Raw genomic sequence first — 16,934 nt, 5'->3', positions numbered from 1 at the left:
ATCCATACATGGAGGATTGGTATAAACTGGACCATGCCGGGAAGCTGTTTCCCGCGGTGGCGGGAAGGGAGAATTCTTCGACCTACAGATTATCGATGATGCTGACGAGCCCCGTTCACGAAGAAGTTTTACAGACGGCACTGGATGATGTCATATCGAGATTTCCGCTATTGAATGTTGAGCTGAGAAACGGCCTGTTCTGGAAATTCCTGAGGGAGAAGGAGACACGTCTGATGGTAAAACCGGAAAACGCCTATCCCTGTTCACCTGTCACTTTATCGGAATCTAACGGAAGTCTGGTGAGGGTTCTATATCACGGCAACAAGATCAGTGTGGAGATATTCCATGCACTGACCGACGGTGGAGGGGCGCTTGAGTTTCTCAAAACCCTGGTATTCCAGTATTTATATCGGATCGGTGAGAGTGTGGAGGACAGGGATGGGCTGATTTTGCCGCCCGCCTCCTTTGCCCGTTATGCCGAAGCGCAGGACAGCTTTAAGGCTCACTATACCTCCACGGTTTCGGAAATCAGGACGCCGGAGGCCTTGCAGATTCCAGGTACGCGCTTTTCGCCTTATGGTCACAACGTGATCCACGGAATGATTCACGCCTCCCGGCTGAATGCAGCAGCCAAGCAGCACGGGGCAACCCTTACTGCTTACTTGACGGCGCTTCTGATCATGGCGGTTCATGACTCCACGCTTCCCTTGAACAACGAGAACCGACCTATTGTGATCAGCATGCCGGTGAATCTGAGAAAAATCTTTCCTTCCAGCAGCCTGCGTAATTTTTTTGCGGTTATCAACATCGGCGTGCGGATCGAAGCAGGCATGACATTCGAGCAGGTGCTCGAAATTGTACAAGCCCAGATGAAAGAAAAAACAACCAAGCCGTATCTAACTCAAGCGATGGCCAGCAGCATGAAGTACGAGAAGAACCTTCTATCGAGATTTACACCCCTGAAGTTGAAGGATCTCGCGATTCGGTATGGATTCGACCATTACGGTGAGGAAGCCAAAACCCTCACGCTTACCAATCTCGGCCGAATCGATATTCCTGCCAGCATGGGAGCGCATATCGAAGCGATGGAAACAACGATGTATCCCACAGCCAAAAGCCCGATGAATTGTGCCGTATGCTCCATTAACGATCAGCTCACAATCACCTTTGCACGGAATATCGTCGAAAACGATGTGATCCAACACTTCTTCCGCCAGCTCTCCGGCTTAAGCGGTCTGGACGTGAGGATTATCAGCAATGATTGGGGGATGGGGGCATGAGATGCGAGAGCTGTGGCGTTACCGTAGATCCGGTGCATGCAGCGTGTCCCTTGTGCCGTAGGAACTTACATGGCAAGGACGCGGCATCATTAGCTGGTAATCGATGGTATCCCGCCTATACGGTTCGGGAGGAGGAGCGTGCCAGCAGTCTTCTCTCCAACTGGCTCGCCTTTATTGTTGTATCCGTCATCAGTGTTTCCGTCATAATTAACGCGCTGGGAAATCGCGATGTTTGGTGGAGTCTGTATCTGATGCCCTGTGTGCTGTATGCCTGGCTGTTCATCAGACATACCTTGATGTCCCGATCACATCTTGGCGGCAAGGTCATCGTTCAACTGCTCGGATTGTCCGGCATGCTGCTGTGGATCAATGTGGTGGCGGATACAAATTACTGGTCGACGGGCTACGTGATCCCGTTCCTGATGATGGCGGCAACCTTTTTCATAACGCTGATCTGCAGCACGAAAAAAATGCGTTGGCGGGAGTTCGCAGGATACCTGCTAACCCTGATTCTCCTTGGATTTATCCCCTTGCTGCTGTATGCCGTCGGCATGTCGCACGTGTTATGGACAGCCGTTGCGGCTGCGCTGTACGCGCTGCTCACCTTTGGCGGGATGTGCCTGCTCGCTGACAAGGGATTCCGCCAGGACATCAAGCGCAGATTACATTTTTGACAGGAGGAAAGCAGGGTGAATACAATCAGGATTCGAAGAATGGCAGATTATGATCGTGACGTTCGCAGGGAAGTGGCCGAGGTATTTGTTGACGGGTACTATAACGAGCTGTCCTATTTCACGCAGGACAGGAACACGCTGCAAACAGCCTTTCAAGACTTGTTCAGTCCCGAGGTGTTTTATGTGGCCGAGGTGCAGGGCGTGATCATCGGGATTCTGGCTTGTTCCCATAACGGACAGCGGGCGATGCCGGTGGCGTTAACCCCGCTTCAGGATGCTCTTGGAGACAAGACCGGCAAACTGGCTTATGAGGTTATGAAAAACGAATTTAATCTGGCGCTGCCATACGATGACGATACCGGCTATATCGAATGTGTGGCCACAACGGAAAAAGCACGCGGCAAAGGAGTTTCTACTGCGTTGATGAAGCATGTGATGAAGGAGCTGCCCTACAGGCGTTATGTCCTGGAAGTGGCGAACAGCAACGAAGCCGGGCTTCGGCTGTATCCGAAATTAGGATTTCGGGAGATTGAACGCAAGCCCGAAGGGCACTCGGAGGATTCAGGATTCCATGAACGCATTTATATGGAGTGGAGTAAGCCCCTCAACCTAAACCTGAATAGATAATCTTGAAAGAGAACGACCTTCTGACCTTCGGCTTCGATTCCAATTCGAAGCGGGAGGTTTCTTGTTTTTTGAGCTTCAGCCATGATACTTTAGTATGTATCGCCAGCTTAACGGCATACTTCATACTGAAGTGAAGATGTTGAGTACCGAATAGATGTGGATTGCGGGGTGACGCCATGTTTGAACTGCTGATCACGATGACCGAGCGGATCGGGATCATTGTGACGATTGCCTTTATTGTTACCCGTCTGAGATTTTTTCGGACGATGATAAGTCAGGACAAGCTGGCGCCTGTGCAGCAGCTGCAAGCCATATTGGTTTTTGGCGTTCTGGGTATCGTCGGAACGTATACGGGCATAACCGTAAATACCGAATCGCTTGAAGTGAACAAATGGATGATGCAGGTTACCGGAGAAGAAGCGATTGCAAACTCCCGGGTTGTCGGCGTAGTCATGGCCGGAATGTTCGGAGGTTGGAGAATCGGGCTCGGCGCAGGCCTGATAGCAGGACTCCATCGTTTTACATTAGGAGGTTTTACGAGTCTGGCCTGTGGCTTGGCCACCATATTAGCAGGACACTTGGCCAGCTTGTTTCATAAGAAGAATGAGAAGGTTTCTTTTTCAGCGGCACTGTTAATGGGGGCGTTGGCAGAATCTCTTCAGATGCTGATCATCCTGCTCTTGTCGAGGCCATTTGAACAGGCCGTGTCTTTGGTTGGATATATTGGAGTTCCGATGATTGTAGCAAACGGGATCGGATGTGCTTTATTTCTGCTGATTATCCGGTCCGTATTGAATGAAGAGGAGAGGATTGCTGCCCTGCAGGCCCAAACCTCACTTCGTATCGCTCGCAGGACGCTTGCCTACATGCGTCAGGGCATGAATCCACAGTCTGCGGAGGCGGTATGCCGGATCTTATACGAAGAAGTCAAAGCCAGTGCCATAGCCATGACCGATGATCGTGTTATTCTGGCTCATATCGGGACAGGGGATGACCACCACGCAGCAGGCCGACCGCTGCAGACTGAAGTAACACGCCGGGTCATTGAACAAGGGGAGCAATTGATCGCCGATCGGGATCATATTCAATGCCAGAAGACGGAATGTCCGCTTGGGGCGGTGATCATCGGGCCCTTGAAACAAGGGGAACACACCGTGGGTACCCTAAAGTTCTATTTCAGCAGTCCCAAGGATATCTCGCATGTAACGAAGGAACTGATGTCCGGTCTTACCATGTTGTTAAGTTACCAGCTGGAGGCCGCTCAGTTGGCCGAAACCAAGGAGCTTGCCAGAGAAGCTGAGATTAAGACGCTGCAAGCCCAAATCCATCCGCATTTTCTGTTTAATACATTGAATACCATACTATCTTTAACGCGGATTGATGCAGAGAAGGCAAGAAAACTATTGCGGAATCTATCGAATTATATCCGTCAGAATCTGTCGGCAGCAACCTCTGAGAAGGCGACGCTTCAGGATGAGCTGCAGCATATACGTTCATATATGAGCATTGAACAGACTCGATTCGAGGATAAACTGTTTATTCGCTATGAGGTGGAGGATGTCGCGCTCCATGCGCTGGTGCCGCCGCTGACCTTGCAGCCGTTAGTGGAGAACAGCATACGTCACGGCTTCAGGGACAAGACGGACAACTGTGTCATCGATATCCTCGTTGAGGGTGAACCTGCCTCAGGCGTATCCGTCACGATCAGGGATAATGGAGAGGGCATTACGCCGGAACGGCTTCAGTACCTGGGCCGCCAAATGCTCGATTCAACATCGGGAACCGGAATGGCCGTGTACAATGTAAATCGAAGGTTAACCTTGATGTATGGACCCGAGGCATCACTAAACATCAAGAGTGACAAATCGGCAGGAACCGAAATCAATTTCCGAATTCCGCCTGCAGTTAACGTTAAAATCCATTCATGAAGGAAGGGGACCCATCACATGACCGAACGTATTCGAACACTGATCGTGGACGATGAACGTTACAGCCGTGAAGAACTGATCTTTCTATTAAAGCAGCATCCGGCATTGGAAATTGTCGGGGAAGCAGATTCCGGGGAACAGGCGGTGTTAAGGACGATGCAGCTGCAGCCGGAAGCGGTGTTTCTGGACGTAGAAATGCCGCGGATGAACGGACTTGAGACGGCAAGAGCATTAACGAGATTGAAGAATCCCCCCCAAATCGTGTTTGCAACGGCGTATCCTCAATTTGGCGTGGAGGCTTTTCAATTCGAAGCGCTGGACTATCTGTTAAAGCCGATTGACGAGGAACGTCTGGCAGAGACCGTAAGGCGTCTGGAAAAAGCTTTTCATAAAGAAGCTTCCGCCGCACATCTTCCTCTTAAATCCTCCGGCAAGCTGTCGCTGGAAGAGAACGGCGAGATCCTATTTATCGATCCGGATGAAATTATCTATATCTCACGTGAGGATACATATTCCAAGATCGTCACAGCCCATAGGCATTACCGTGTTAAAACCCCGTTGAAGGAGCTGGAGGCCAAACTGCAGAAGTATCCGTTCTTTCGAATCCACAAAAGCTACATGGTTCACCTGGATTATGTTAACAGGCTGGTTCCCTGGTTTAACGGTGCATTCCAGCTTGAGCTTAAGGACTGCAGCGATAAACTCGCTGTGAGCCGAAACTATGCCAAGGCGTTTCGCGAAGCCATGGAGTTATAGCAAGCGGTGTTTGGGTAGCAATGCAGTAAGGGATGATATAGAAATAGAGCTGGATGTACATGCCATGATATGCGTGTTAATCTTCATTTTGCGCATCTTGATGAGCGGGAACGACATGTTAACTCAAAACCGACCTCTCGTCTTGCTGAATTGTTTATAATCAATGTAAGCGATTCCAATAGAGGAGGGCGAAGGCATGTATACCTTCATTATATCCATCATTCTGCTTGTTGCCGGATATTTTACTTACGGTAAATACATTGAAAAAATGTTCGGGGTTAAAGAAGAGAGGGCCACTCCAGCCTATGTCAATCAGGACGGCGTTGATTACCTCCCCATGAGCTCCAATAAAAACTCTCTTATTCAGCTCCTGAATATAGCCGGTGTAGGGCCGATCTTCGGCCCGATTATGGGAGCACTGTATGGACCGGTTGCTTTTATCTGGATTGTGCTCGGATGTATTTTTGCCGGAGCCGTCCATGACTATCTGACAGGCATGATCTCGATCCGTAACCGCGGCGCGCATTTGCCGGAGCTTGCAGGCAAGTTTCTGGGGAAAGTGATGAAGCATGTTGTGAACGCTTTCGCGATCCTGCTGCTGATTCTGGTGGGTACAGTCTTTGTTACTTCACCGGCCAGTTTGCTTCACAACCTGATGAACGGCAAAGTCAGCCTGTTGATCATCACACTGTTTATTTTCGGTTATTATATTTTGGCTACACTGCTGCCGATCGATAAGATCATCGGCCGGTTTTATCCCATTTTCGGTGCACTGCTGCTAGTTGCCTCATTAGGTGTCGGCGGAATGCTGATCATTCAGCAGGTGCCCATACCGGAATTGACTCTAGCCAATCTTCATCCTGATCAAATGCCGATCTTCCCGCTGTTGTTTCTAACCATAACCTGCGGAGCTCTGTCCGGATTCCATGCAACCCAAACACCGATCATTTCCCGGACTACGCAGACCGAGAAGCAGGGACGTAAAATTTTCTACGGTATGATGATTGCCGAGGGCATTATTGCGATGGTGTGGGCGGCCGCTGCCATGAGTTTGTTCCAAGGGGCCAACGGTTTGAATGAGCTGCTTGCTACAGGAGGAACAGGTCTCGTGGTAAGTGAAGTAGCGAAGGTAACGTTAGGAGCCGTAGTAGGCACACTGGCTGTGCTGGGTGTCATCGTATTGCCGATTACTTCAGGTGATACCGCTTTCCGCAGTGCGCGGATGATCATTGCCGATTATATCAAGCTACCTCAGTTCAGCATGAAAAAACGTCTGCTCATTGCGGTTCCGCTCTTTGTGATCTCCATTGCGTTAACGCAAATTGACTTCAATATTCTGTGGAGATATTTCTCTTGGGCCAACCAGGCGACAGCCGCCATTGCTCTGTTTGTCGGTGCGATGTACCTGTTCATTGCCCGTAAGAATTACTGGGTGGCTCTGATTCCGGGTGCGTTTATACTCTATACAACCACGGTGTATATTTTGAACGCCGAAATCGGCTTCAGGCAGTCCTTGAATGTATCGTATGTTGCAGGTGCGGTTATCAGTGTCGTGCTCGTGATCCTATTCTTCAAAGCGGCGCAGAAATCTCGCGCAGCCGAGCTGTCGCTGGAGGTGGATATCTCCGATTACCGCAACATCGCATCATGATCGAGAGCGCGTATCCCGCGATGCCAACAGCTAAGAAATTGTCCCCATAGTAGATAGTCTACAGGGCGTAGCCCCAATTCTCATTCATGAACGGCCAAAAAGGTCGAAGACAGGCTCTATATGAGTTCTTGTCTTCGACCTTTTTTCATGCGCGCCCAGACTTATGACAGGTGTCATATGGATTTCTTTACAGGTGTGAATGTTGTTCCTCACGGTTCGCATTTACAATAAAGCTGCGAGATTAACCTACGAGGGAAGAAGGGAAGGCAACCATGGAACAACAAACGAACCGCATCCGCCTGCTGGATATATTGAGAGGCTTCGCCATCCTGGGAACGCTCGGGACGAATATCTGGATTTTCGCTCATGCGGGAGACCTGAACTATATCACCACCTCTAACTACGAGGGCTGGTGGGAGATGAACGATTTGCTTCGCATGATCGTGCTGTTTCTGGTGAACGGGAAACTGCTCGGCCTGCTGACGATTATGTTCGGCGTCGGACTGGAGATGAAGTACCGTCAGGCCAAACGTATAGGAAAGCCATGGCCTGGCGTTTACTTATGGGCCGTCATGTTTCTGTTCGTTGAAGGTTTGCTGCATTTTATCTTGGTCATGGAGTATGACATCTTAATGAGTTATGGCGTGACGGCCGTTATTGCAGCCTTTATCGTGAAGGGCGGCGACCGTCTCATCGCCCGCACGATGAACGTTATCGGTTGCCTCTACGCAGCGATGTTTCTGGCCCTCCTTGCACTGATGCTGACAAGCGGCGGTCTATCGCCGGGCAGCTTCGAAGCCGTTATCACACTATATCAAGAAGGGACGTGGCTTGATCAAGTCGGGTATCGTCTGGCCAACTTCCTTTCCCTCCGGATAGAGGCCATCTTCGTCATCCCGCTGAACATATTCCTGTTCCTGCTGGGCGTTCGTTTCATGCGCGCAGGGGTGTTCTCACCGGATGAGAATGGCAAAAAGCTGAGGGAGAAGCTGTTGAAGATCGGTCTATATGCCGGTTTGCCTCTGAATCTGTTCATTTTTATCCCGGGTGGGGCATTCGACCTGCCGGTCCGATACTTGTTTGCCCCGCTGATGTCGATAGGGTATATAGCAATCATTGCCAAAATGATACAATATACGAAGTGGGATGGGCTGTGGCGTCTTCTGGAGAATGCCGGGAAAATGTCCTTGAGTTGTTATGTGATCCAGAACCTCATCGCATCCGCCGTTTTCTACGGCTGGGGGTTGGGACTGGCCGGCAAGCTGAATTCCGCCGCCATTATCGTTGTTTGGCTGCTGATCTCCGTATCCCTTCTCGGATTTGCATCCTTGTGGCTGCGAAGCTTCCGGCTGGGGCCCATGGAGACATTCCGCAAAACGGCAATAGGATTATTCGATAGAAATTAGCAGGGGGTTAGGGATGCTCGACAAGCTGTATCCGAAAGACCAAATTAAAAATTATTTGCTCATAGATTTCGTGCTGATCGTGTTTTTATTCTACCGCGTGCTCCGTTTGGATGGGGCGCTGGGACTATGGAGCAGCCTTATGCTGCTCCTGCTGTTTCTCGTCTCCTTTTATTTTGCGTTGTGGCGCCGGGACGGCGGGCTGCTGGCGGCCGTATTGTCCGGCCTGTTCGTTCTTGCGGTCCTCGCGGTGTATATCGGTCCGGTCATCCTATGGTTCGGGTTTATTTTTGCCGACCTGCTCGGCAGGTCCAGATCCAAAGGGCACATCGCGATCGGCAGCGCGGGCATTGCCCTTTCCTTTATGTTCGTGTTCATCATTCGGATGGAACCGCTGCTCCAGATATCTAATGCCGTGTACTTGCCGGTGATGATCATCCAGACGGTGTACCCCATCGTCATCTATATCAAGGAGAAATCCAAAAGCCTTCAAGGAGAGCTTGATGCTGCGAACGAGCAGATTGCGAAATATATTCAGCAGGAAGAACGGCAGCGGATTGCAAGGGATCTGCACGACATCTTGGGACAGACCTTGATGATGATTAAATTGAAGAGCGAGCTGGCCACCAAGTGGGTAGATAAAGATACTGCCCAGGCGAAGCGGGAGCTAGGCGATATTCTGGCTACCTCCAGAACGGCGATCAAGCAGGTGAGGGAACTGGTATCGGAGATGAAGTTCATCTCTCTTCCCGGCGAACTGGAGCATTCGGTAGAACTGCTCCGAACGGCAGGCATCGCACTTTATATTGAATATCATGGCAAGACACCGCTGTTATCCAGCGTGGAAGAGACGATGCTGTCGCTGTGCGTCCGCGAGGCTACTACCAACATTATCAAGCACAGCGGGGCAAAGCGGTGCACGATCATGCTGGAAGTCAAGGAGCAATCCTACGTCATCCATATTACAGATGACGGCAAGGGGGTTACGCAGCAGGAAGGCGGGAATGGCATTCCGTCAATGGTGGAGCGAATGCAGATCTTAGGAGGCTCCTTCGCGATTTGCCCATCCCCTGCGGGAGGGACGGTTCTGTCCCTGAAACTTCCGATTCACCAGCACGAGAAGGAGGACGATTCATGATTCGGATTATCATTGCCGAAGATCAGAAAATGCTTCGCGGCGCTTTCGCCTCGCTGCTCCGATTCGAAGACGATATCGAGGTGGTGGCGGAAGTGCCGGACGGGGAACAAGCATGGGAAGCAATACGGCATCATCAGCCGGATATATGCCTGCTCGACATCGAGATGCCTGGCATCAACGGCCTTGAGCTTGCCGAGAATATCCGGCATGTCGGCTTACCGTGCAAGATTATGATCGTTACAACCTTCGCGCGCCCCGGCTATTTGCAGAAAGCGATGAATGCGCAGGTGGAGGGTTATCTCTTAAAGGATGAGCCGATCGATTTCCTGATCGAGGCCATTCGGCGGGTCATGAAGGGCGAGCGAGTCGTCAGCACCGATCTGGCGGCGGCACTGTTCATGAAGGGAGAGAATCCGCTGAGCGAGCGGGAAATCGAAATGCTTCGCTTGACCAAGGAAGGGATGACGACAGGCGAAATTAGCAAGGCTCTTTTTCTGACTACAGGGACCGTACGCAATTACTTGTCCTCTGCCATTCAGAAGCTGGAGGCTGATTCCAGGCAGCAGGCGGCCGCCATCGCGGAGGATAAAGGGTGGCTCTGATTCGTGTTGTGCATCATGATCCTGAGCACGTATCCAGCAATAGGAATAAGCAGAAACCGTCTATGGATATTGTCCATGGACGGTTTATTTTTTTCTAAATTAGATAGCCATGTAAAGAGCATGCCCAAGCCCTATGGATTATTTCCGTAATTAATCGACAAGCGTCCCTCATAAGATGAAGTGATGGAGCATTCATTCCGAAAGGAATTGTGGGAGGTGGAATGATTTGTTGTCGATATTGCTATTCATTTTTGCCATCGGTGCCGCCATTGCCAGTGTGGATACAACCTGCGGCTTGAATGTATTGGGCAGCCTGGACAGCACGAAGGTCAGCAAATTCAGATATGCGCTTGTGTATATTGCGTCCTGCATGCTGGGAGGAGCCGTGACGGGACTGGCAATAGGGCTCTTTAATTTTTTGCTCAAATTCACCCCTGTCGGTCTGTATCAGAACTACATCATTATCACGCTGTTTGCCGTATTCCTGGTGTTGGAGTTGATTCATCGAACGGGAATTCTTCCATCAGGCAATTTCATCGTTCCATCGGAGTGGATCAAGCACGCAGGTTATCGCTCTGCTGCATTATGGGGACATATTTTGGGTTTGGGATTCATCACGCTGCAAGTGGGCGTGCTGTTTCACGCCTATATTCTGGTTTCCCTGTTTGCTTCACCGTGGTGGCTGAGTTTGCTGGCCGGCATAACGTTCGGGTTCGTTCGGGGGATGGTATTCAGCCTGCCGCTGATCCGCTCCATTGTATATCGCATGCTTGAAAAAAGAGTACGCAGCATCACGCTGCTCACCGCGGTGCGGCAAGCCGTTTCCATGCTGCTGATCATCGGATCCATCATTTGGATCATCAGCTACTAAAGTTAAGGAGCCTGATAGACCTATGTATGAGCTTGTTGCCATATCGGTTACGCTTCCCATGCTTTTGTCGGTGGTGAGTTTTGTCTGGAGCCGTATATTCGGTGATCCGGATCATTTTCCCGGAAGTGCCCGTCTGCATGCTCAACTCATCCTCTCACAAGTGGTGTCGATTACCTTGATATACTGCTTTCCATCAGCTGTCAGCTTCCTGATCATCTCGGTACTTTATTTCACTCAGGGATTGGGTGTGGCTTACTTCATTAGGATAAAGGGGAGGGTGGACTGCGGCTGTCTGGGTCCTCAGATTAATTCCAAGCTGGGCTGGCCGTTGATATTGTTCAATTTAGTTATGGGTTCCATCGGTTTGGCGGCATACAGCAATCCCGACTGGTTTGTGTACGGTTACTCCTTCGCCATAACAGGTCTGCTAATGGAGGCCATGCTGCTGCTGCTTGCACTGCTCATCATGGTGGGGGTTCCGGATGCCCTGCATGCGATCCGATTGTACCGCGATATTGCCGCATCTCATTATGCCAAACTCAAAAGATTTTAAGGAGGCTGCCGATGAACACATTCTTCTGGATCTCTTATTCCATTCTATGGCTTCTGGTTGTACCCTTGGTGATTCTGAATCTGGTCCTGTTCCGGCAGTTGGGAATTATGGTGATGGGCACCGCGAGGGGCGTGAATCAATCCGGTATTCCTGTCGGCAAAAAAATTCCCGAAGCCGTGACAACAAAGCTGCAAGGAACTGAGTGGTCCACCAGCGAGCTGATGGGCATGCCGTCTTTAATGCTTTTTGGCTCACCGACGTGTAAGGAATGCGCCGACATTTTGCCGGATTTCAAGCGGATTGCCGAGATGAACAACGTGAAACCGGTCCTGCTGTTATTCTCGTCTGTGGATTTAGCATCGGATTATATCCGAAAAATCGCATATGAGGATGAGGTGCTTATCGTAAGTTCGGAGTTTGCCAACCATCTGGATGTGCAGGTTACACCTTATGCGTATGCGGTGGATACGAACGGTGTCATTCGGCACAAGGGACTGGTTAACAGCCGGGAACAGCTCGAGGCGTATGCGAAGGCAGCAAGAGCTTCTTAAGAAGGGGTGTAGAGCATGTGGCGGAAGCCGGAAAGCAAGGATGAAGAGACACAGGTGCTGATCAGTCAGGTTACCCGGAAAATGAATCGCAAATCGCTTCTGAACCAATTTGCGCAAAAGACGGCAGAGACGCTGGCCAAGATATTGGTTCGGCCTGACGATGATGAAATCGTCAAAATCTCGTTCGCCGCGGGCCCTTGCAGACCTCCGCACGGACAATATTGCACGGGCTGCGGGGCAGACGCCTCCTGCCCTTCAGATTATATCGTTTGTACACCCAACACGGTAATCACTGATTGCAAAGGGTTATGTCCTTATCCTGCCGGGTGGTGGTATACAAGTGATCCGGTCGGGCAGCGGGCGAAGTGTCAGGATTGCATCTCCCAACAAGCGCATCCTTACATCGGACGGGATTGGTGTTATCAGGGCGCACAGGTCTATGGACGTTATGTCATCTGTGCATGCAGGTCAACGGATATGTATTGAGCTGTTCGCAATCATCAGTGCATTCTCGCAAAAATTCAGCCGAACCTATGCTGATTTCGGACCAATGGACAAATAAACAGGTCCCCCTTTCGTTTTGTACAAGCTGTTAGCCGAACAAACATCCAGGAAATTGGAGATTATGACGGAAATCATTTCAACTTGGTCATAAATCATGCATACTTAATTTCCTAATAGGGTTGGAAGGGGCATGCGGCCATGGCTAAAGTAAAACGAGGGGATATCATTTTGTTCACTATGATCCTGATTATTGGATCTGTAACGGTTCTTCAATGGTGGAGCCATCAGCATGTGGCGTATGAGCAGGGGCAGCTCCAGGCGTTGATCACGGTCAATGGTAAGGAATATGAGACGGTCCCTTTGATCGGAGACGAGCGTGTCATTGATATTAAGACCAAATATGGCCATAACACGCTGAAAGTTTATGATTACGGCATACAGATGATATATTCGGATGCTCCGAAGAGCATTGCACTGGATATGGGGTTTATTTCAAAGCCATACCAGCAGATCATTTGCGTTCCGACAAGAGTCGTGGTTGAAGTGTTGGTTCCGGAGACTGAACAGGGAGAGTCGGATCTGGATGCCGTGGTTGGATAAGCGAATAGAATAGTGGAGGAGCCGGCTGATTAAGTCGGCTTTTTTCGGTTTTTCAAGGCCAATGTTATGGTGAAGCACTCGTAACTTTTTCGCGGAAAGATCGTTATAATTAGAGGATGAGTCGCATAACAACACATTGCCGAGAAATAAAATGGATGGGGGAGTAAAATGCTTTCCATTGTAAAAGGACCGTATCTCCAAAACCCGGCTGAGCATTGTATAACCGTCATGTGGGAAACTTCGTTACCTGCGTCCTCCAGAGTGGACGTCTTGCTGGCTGAGCGAATACACAGCGGATATCAAGGGAACTACAAGTTGCCGGATAAGCCATTCGGCACGTTCACTGTCGGGTCTGAATCCAGGATTCACCAAATTACAGTAGAGGGTCTTGAGCCGGGGACCATCTATTATTACAAGATTCACTCACGCAATGAATCAGGTGAGATTGAATCCAAGCTGTATATGTTCAAGACCGCGGCAGGACGCGGTGTGCCATTCTCCTTTACGGTGACAAGCGAAACCGGAGGATACAGCGGGTTTGATGCTACAGACGGTCTTATCAATCAGAGGATATTCAGCCAGATGAAGCAGTATAGACCCGATATTGCCTTATTTGTCGGGGATGTTGTCAATGACGGGAAGAACGATGAGGATTGGAATACATATTTCTTCGGACCCGGCCGCGATTTTTTTGTGGATACGCCATTTTACAGCTGCCTGGGGAATCATGAGGACAACGCATCCTGGTATTATGACCTTTTTGCTTTTCCTGAACCTCGGAACTATTATTCCTTCAACTATGGGGATGTTCATTTCGTCTGTTTGGACAGCACGGATTTGATAAAAGAGAAGGATTATCCTTACAGCTCCGGGGTGATGGGTCCGGGAAATCCGCAATATGATTTTATGGTGCGTGATTTGGAATCGTCGTCTGCGCGGTGGAACATCGTGTTTTTTCACTATCCACCGTATGTTTCAGGCGGTTACCAAGTGGAGGCTCTCCGGCAGCTCTGTCCGGTATTTGAAGAGTACGGAGTGGATTTGGTTATGAACTCGCACACGATTGTATATGAGCGAAGCCATCCGCTCCGAGACGGGATAATTGATTACGATCATGGGATTGTTTACATTGTAGCAGGTGGTGCCGGGGCCATGCCGGACTGGCTGCTTCCCAAGAGAGAGTGGCATACATCGCAGTCCTTGGCCGTACCGCATTTTCTTCAAGTGGTTGTTACAACGGACCGTTTGGAATTGCGTGCCGTCGATGACCAGGGGTGGTTATTTGACCAACTGCAGATACGAAAAAACACTGAGGGCAGAAGAGATTTCATCTAATAAAAAAGTTATTATAACAACTCGAAAGGAAAAGAAATCGAGTCTACCTTGATATGGGATGGAGATCAATTTGTTGCGCAGGATTCAGTGGAATAGGATGAAGAAGTTCAAAATTACACTATTGATTCTGTTGGTGCTTGTTGTATTGTCTCCCATTGTGTACGTACAGGTTAACAAAATGCTCTATGCCAAAAGGGTCAACGCTTACCTTCTTGAAGAAGAGCATTATCGGCAAGAAGAGATACAGTCCGTTCAAGGCATATGGGGAGTGAAGCTGCCTCCATTTTATACGGTTGTGATCTTCAAGGATGAGCCCGAAGTCGAATACATCTATTTTGCGCACAACCATATTATGCAGTTCGAGTACCGATTGACTCCCGAGGGAGAAGCTCGCGGATTTACCCGATCACAACTGAAACATTATAATCCTAGAGATTGATATGATATTATTTACGTATTGGATACGTTTACAAGGGGGAGCATCACATGTCCATTGCATGGCAAACATCACGTCTGCAGTTGAAGATCCTGGATCAGGATCGGGCAGCAGAAGTGGTGGATTTTATCGTCGGGAACGAGCCTTACTTCAAAATTTGGGAGCCTGTAAGGGAACCGGAATACTTTACGATTGGTAAACAAGCAGAGCTTCTTGCGGCGGAAAGACGCAGTATAGCTGACGGCTCCCTGTTCAAGGTGTGGCTGCATCAGGATGACAAGATCATCGGATCCGTAGCGGTCAGCAACATCGTTCGGGGCGTATTTCAATCGGGGCATGTCGGCTACAAGCTGGCACAGAGTCACACGGGAAAAGGGTATATGACCGAAGCGCTGAGCGCTGTCGTATCCCATTGCTTTGATACACTGGAGATGCACCGGCTGGAAGCCAATATCATGCCGAGGAATGCAGCCTCGTTGAATGTGGTGAGACGCTTAGGCTTCTATGAAGAGGGTCTGGCAATCAAATACCTGAAAATTAACGGTGTGTGGGAGGACCATCTTCATATGGTTATCCGAAATGAACGCCTGGAGTAAAGTGCTTGATAGCGTTTTATCGAGATTCGAGGCCTGAGACGGGAGTTTTTGAGGCTGGGTCTTCGTTTTTTTGCGTTATATCAATATCATCAGCGCTGTGGAGGGGGTATCATGCTTCGGCCCCATTGTATTTCGAAATATAGGCTGTTGATTATCGATCGGGAGAGGGTACGTATGTCCAAAAAGCCTAAGGTTGCCATCGGTTTGATATTGTTAATCATCGTTTCTTTAGCTTCAAATCTGGTATTATTCAACGCCTTACATAAGAATAAGCAAGAGAATGCCCAGAGCATTCAAAGAGTGGAAGAGAACATGAAGCAATTACAGGATGATATGCTGCTGGCCCAGTCCAAAATTACGCAGATGGATCGTGTTAATCCACAATCCGATGCTCATCAGCAACAGGAGGCTGTGGCGGTCAGCAGCATGAGCGACGAGGCCATTTCCGAGGTCCAATCTGATATGAAGAAACTCAATCAGATCGTAGATCATCTGCCTCAGGTTAAGGAAAAGCTGGGTTTTATTCTAGCTGTTAAGAAGGAAGATGCCGGCTATTCCCTTGTATTGGATGATGTAGAATGGTTCTCAGCTGAAGCAGCAGAGCAAGCTGCCGCCGAGGATGGCGTTCCTGACACTGCTTCTTTAAGCAATGGATTCTATATTCGCAATCCGGTAACAGACGATACGCATATACACCTCCCAACGGATGCATTGCTGTATGTACTGGACGGGTCAAGAACGGTTGAAGTGAAGCTTCATGAAATGGTCACGATGAATCTCGTAGATCGTTTGTTTCATGTGCGGTATGCGGGAGACTCTGCCATCCTATTAGAAGAACAATACAGACCTTAACCAATTAAACACGAGGTGAATGACATGGGGGAGTTTCATCAGGAAGCTTGGCCCGATTGGGCAACGGAGAAGATTAGTATTGCCGCACCGGATCCTGCCTGGCTTAACAAAGGACTTCATGAGGTTGCCGAACTTAAGCAGTTGCTGGCACAATATGGTGTTGTGCAGATCGAGCATATCGGAAGCACGTCCATACCTGGGATGCCGGCAAAACCGATTATCGATGTCATGGCGAAGATCCAATCTTTTGAAGAGATTGACTGTATAGCTGAGATGCTGGAGGTGCATCGCTGGAGCTATGTTCCACCAGAGTTGGATGGGAGAACGTACCGAAGATTTTTTGTCAGAGTCAGGAATGATCGGCGAGAGTGTCACTTGCATCTGATGCTGGACAAGGAGCCGAGATGGGAGAAGCAGCTTCAGTTTCGGGATCGGCTTAGGGAGCAGCCTAAGTGGGCTCAGCAATATGCTGAATTGAAAGTGAAGCTGGCACAAGAGAATCAGGATGATCGAGAGGCATACACGGCTGCAAAAACAGAATTTATCCAGCGTGTACTTGGAAGCTAGAGGAGAGGCA

19 protein-coding genes are annotated in these 16,934 nt (G+C 49.6%); all 19 read left to right on the top strand.

The window, feature by feature from the left end; genetic code table 11:
* The first annotated feature begins 8 nt into the window (after positions 1–8).
* Complete coding sequence (locus PGL02S_RS01430) at positions 9–1,280, top strand: alcohol acetyltransferase (protein WP_036637261.1); 1,272 nt, start codon at positions 9–11, stop codon at positions 1,278–1,280.
* Positions 1,277–1,954 carry a DUF6320 domain-containing protein gene (locus PGL02S_RS01425; RefSeq protein ID WP_036637263.1) on the top strand — a complete coding sequence of 226 codons (678 nt, stop codon included), beginning with the start codon at positions 1,277–1,279 and terminating at the stop codon, positions 1,952–1,954. Before PGL02S_RS01430 ends, PGL02S_RS01425 begins: the two co-directional genes overlap by 4 nt.
* A gap of 15 nt (positions 1,955–1,969) precedes the next feature.
* A complete protein-coding gene (locus PGL02S_RS01420) occupies positions 1,970–2,581 on the top strand; it encodes a GNAT family N-acetyltransferase (protein ID WP_036637264.1) in 612 nt (203 codons plus the stop codon).
* Between the two features lie 176 nt (positions 2,582–2,757).
* On the top strand, positions 2,758–4,509 hold the full coding sequence (locus PGL02S_RS01415) for a sensor histidine kinase (protein ID WP_036637266.1): 1,752 nt from the start codon (positions 2,758–2,760) through the stop codon (positions 4,507–4,509).
* Between the two features lie 18 nt (positions 4,510–4,527).
* Positions 4,528–5,265: a LytR/AlgR family response regulator transcription factor gene (locus PGL02S_RS01410; protein ID WP_036637268.1), complete on the top strand. Its 738-nt coding sequence runs from the start codon at positions 4,528–4,530 to the stop codon at positions 5,263–5,265.
* A gap of 196 nt (positions 5,266–5,461) precedes the next feature.
* A complete protein-coding gene (locus PGL02S_RS01405; RefSeq protein ID WP_036637270.1) occupies positions 5,462–6,916 on the top strand; it encodes a carbon starvation CstA family protein in 1,455 nt (484 codons plus the stop codon).
* A 272-nt stretch (positions 6,917–7,188) separates the two neighbouring features.
* Positions 7,189–8,322, top strand: coding sequence for a DUF418 domain-containing protein (locus PGL02S_RS01400; RefSeq protein ID WP_036637272.1), 1,134 nt, complete (start codon positions 7,189–7,191; stop codon positions 8,320–8,322).
* Between the two features lie 13 nt (positions 8,323–8,335).
* Positions 8,336–9,457, top strand: coding sequence for a sensor histidine kinase (locus PGL02S_RS01395; protein WP_036637274.1), 1,122 nt, complete (start codon positions 8,336–8,338; stop codon positions 9,455–9,457).
* Entirely contained in the window at positions 9,454–10,059 is a 606-nt protein-coding gene (locus PGL02S_RS01390) for a response regulator transcription factor (protein ID WP_036637276.1), read from the top strand. The genes PGL02S_RS01395 and PGL02S_RS01390 overlap by 4 nt, the downstream gene beginning before the upstream one ends.
* A 226-nt stretch (positions 10,060–10,285) precedes the next feature.
* Positions 10,286–10,930, top strand: a complete 645-nt coding sequence (locus PGL02S_RS01385; protein ID WP_036637278.1) for a hypothetical protein — start codon at positions 10,286–10,288, stop codon at positions 10,928–10,930.
* Positions 10,931–10,952: 22 nt separating this feature from the next.
* Complete coding sequence (locus PGL02S_RS01380) at positions 10,953–11,483, top strand: MauE/DoxX family redox-associated membrane protein (protein ID WP_036637280.1); 531 nt, start codon at positions 10,953–10,955, stop codon at positions 11,481–11,483.
* A gap of 11 nt (positions 11,484–11,494) precedes the next feature.
* A complete protein-coding gene (locus PGL02S_RS01375; RefSeq protein WP_036637282.1) occupies positions 11,495–12,034 on the top strand; it encodes a redoxin family protein in 540 nt (179 codons plus the stop codon).
* Positions 12,035–12,049: 15 nt separating this feature from the next.
* Complete coding sequence (locus tag PGL02S_RS01370) at positions 12,050–12,520, top strand: hypothetical protein (RefSeq protein WP_006210866.1); 471 nt, start codon at positions 12,050–12,052, stop codon at positions 12,518–12,520.
* Positions 12,521–12,736: 216 nt separating this feature from the next.
* The gene (locus PGL02S_RS01365; protein ID WP_006210864.1) at positions 12,737–13,138 is read left to right on the top strand and encodes a NusG domain II-containing protein; all 402 of its coding nucleotides are present in this window, start codon (positions 12,737–12,739) and stop codon (positions 13,136–13,138) included.
* Positions 13,139–13,306: 168 nt separating this feature from the next.
* Positions 13,307–14,473: a purple acid phosphatase family protein gene (locus tag PGL02S_RS01360; protein ID WP_036637284.1), complete on the top strand. Its 1,167-nt coding sequence runs from the start codon at positions 13,307–13,309 to the stop codon at positions 14,471–14,473.
* A 97-nt stretch (positions 14,474–14,570) separates the two neighbouring features.
* Positions 14,571–14,912 carry a DUF3139 domain-containing protein gene (locus PGL02S_RS01355; RefSeq protein ID WP_036637444.1) on the top strand — a complete coding sequence of 114 codons (342 nt, stop codon included), beginning with the start codon at positions 14,571–14,573 and terminating at the stop codon, positions 14,910–14,912.
* 47 nt (positions 14,913–14,959) lie between these two features.
* Positions 14,960–15,505, top strand: a complete 546-nt coding sequence (locus PGL02S_RS01350) for a GNAT family N-acetyltransferase (protein WP_036637286.1) — start codon at positions 14,960–14,962, stop codon at positions 15,503–15,505.
* Between the two features lie 174 nt (positions 15,506–15,679).
* Positions 15,680–16,357, top strand: coding sequence for a hypothetical protein (locus PGL02S_RS01345; protein WP_036637288.1), 678 nt, complete (start codon positions 15,680–15,682; stop codon positions 16,355–16,357).
* A 24-nt stretch (positions 16,358–16,381) separates the two neighbouring features.
* Positions 16,382–16,924: a GrpB family protein gene (locus PGL02S_RS01340; RefSeq protein ID WP_006210859.1), complete on the top strand. Its 543-nt coding sequence runs from the start codon at positions 16,382–16,384 to the stop codon at positions 16,922–16,924.
* The last annotated feature ends 10 nt before the right edge of the window (positions 16,925–16,934 follow it).

The sequence above is a fragment of the Paenibacillus glucanolyticus NBRC 15330 genome (assembly GCF_004000885.1).
Classification (GTDB): Bacteria; Bacillota; Bacilli; order Paenibacillales; family Paenibacillaceae; genus Paenibacillus_AQ; species Paenibacillus_AQ glucanolyticus.
Note: the sequence above shows the minus strand (reverse complement) of the source record. Positions and strands in the feature narration are given on the sequence as shown.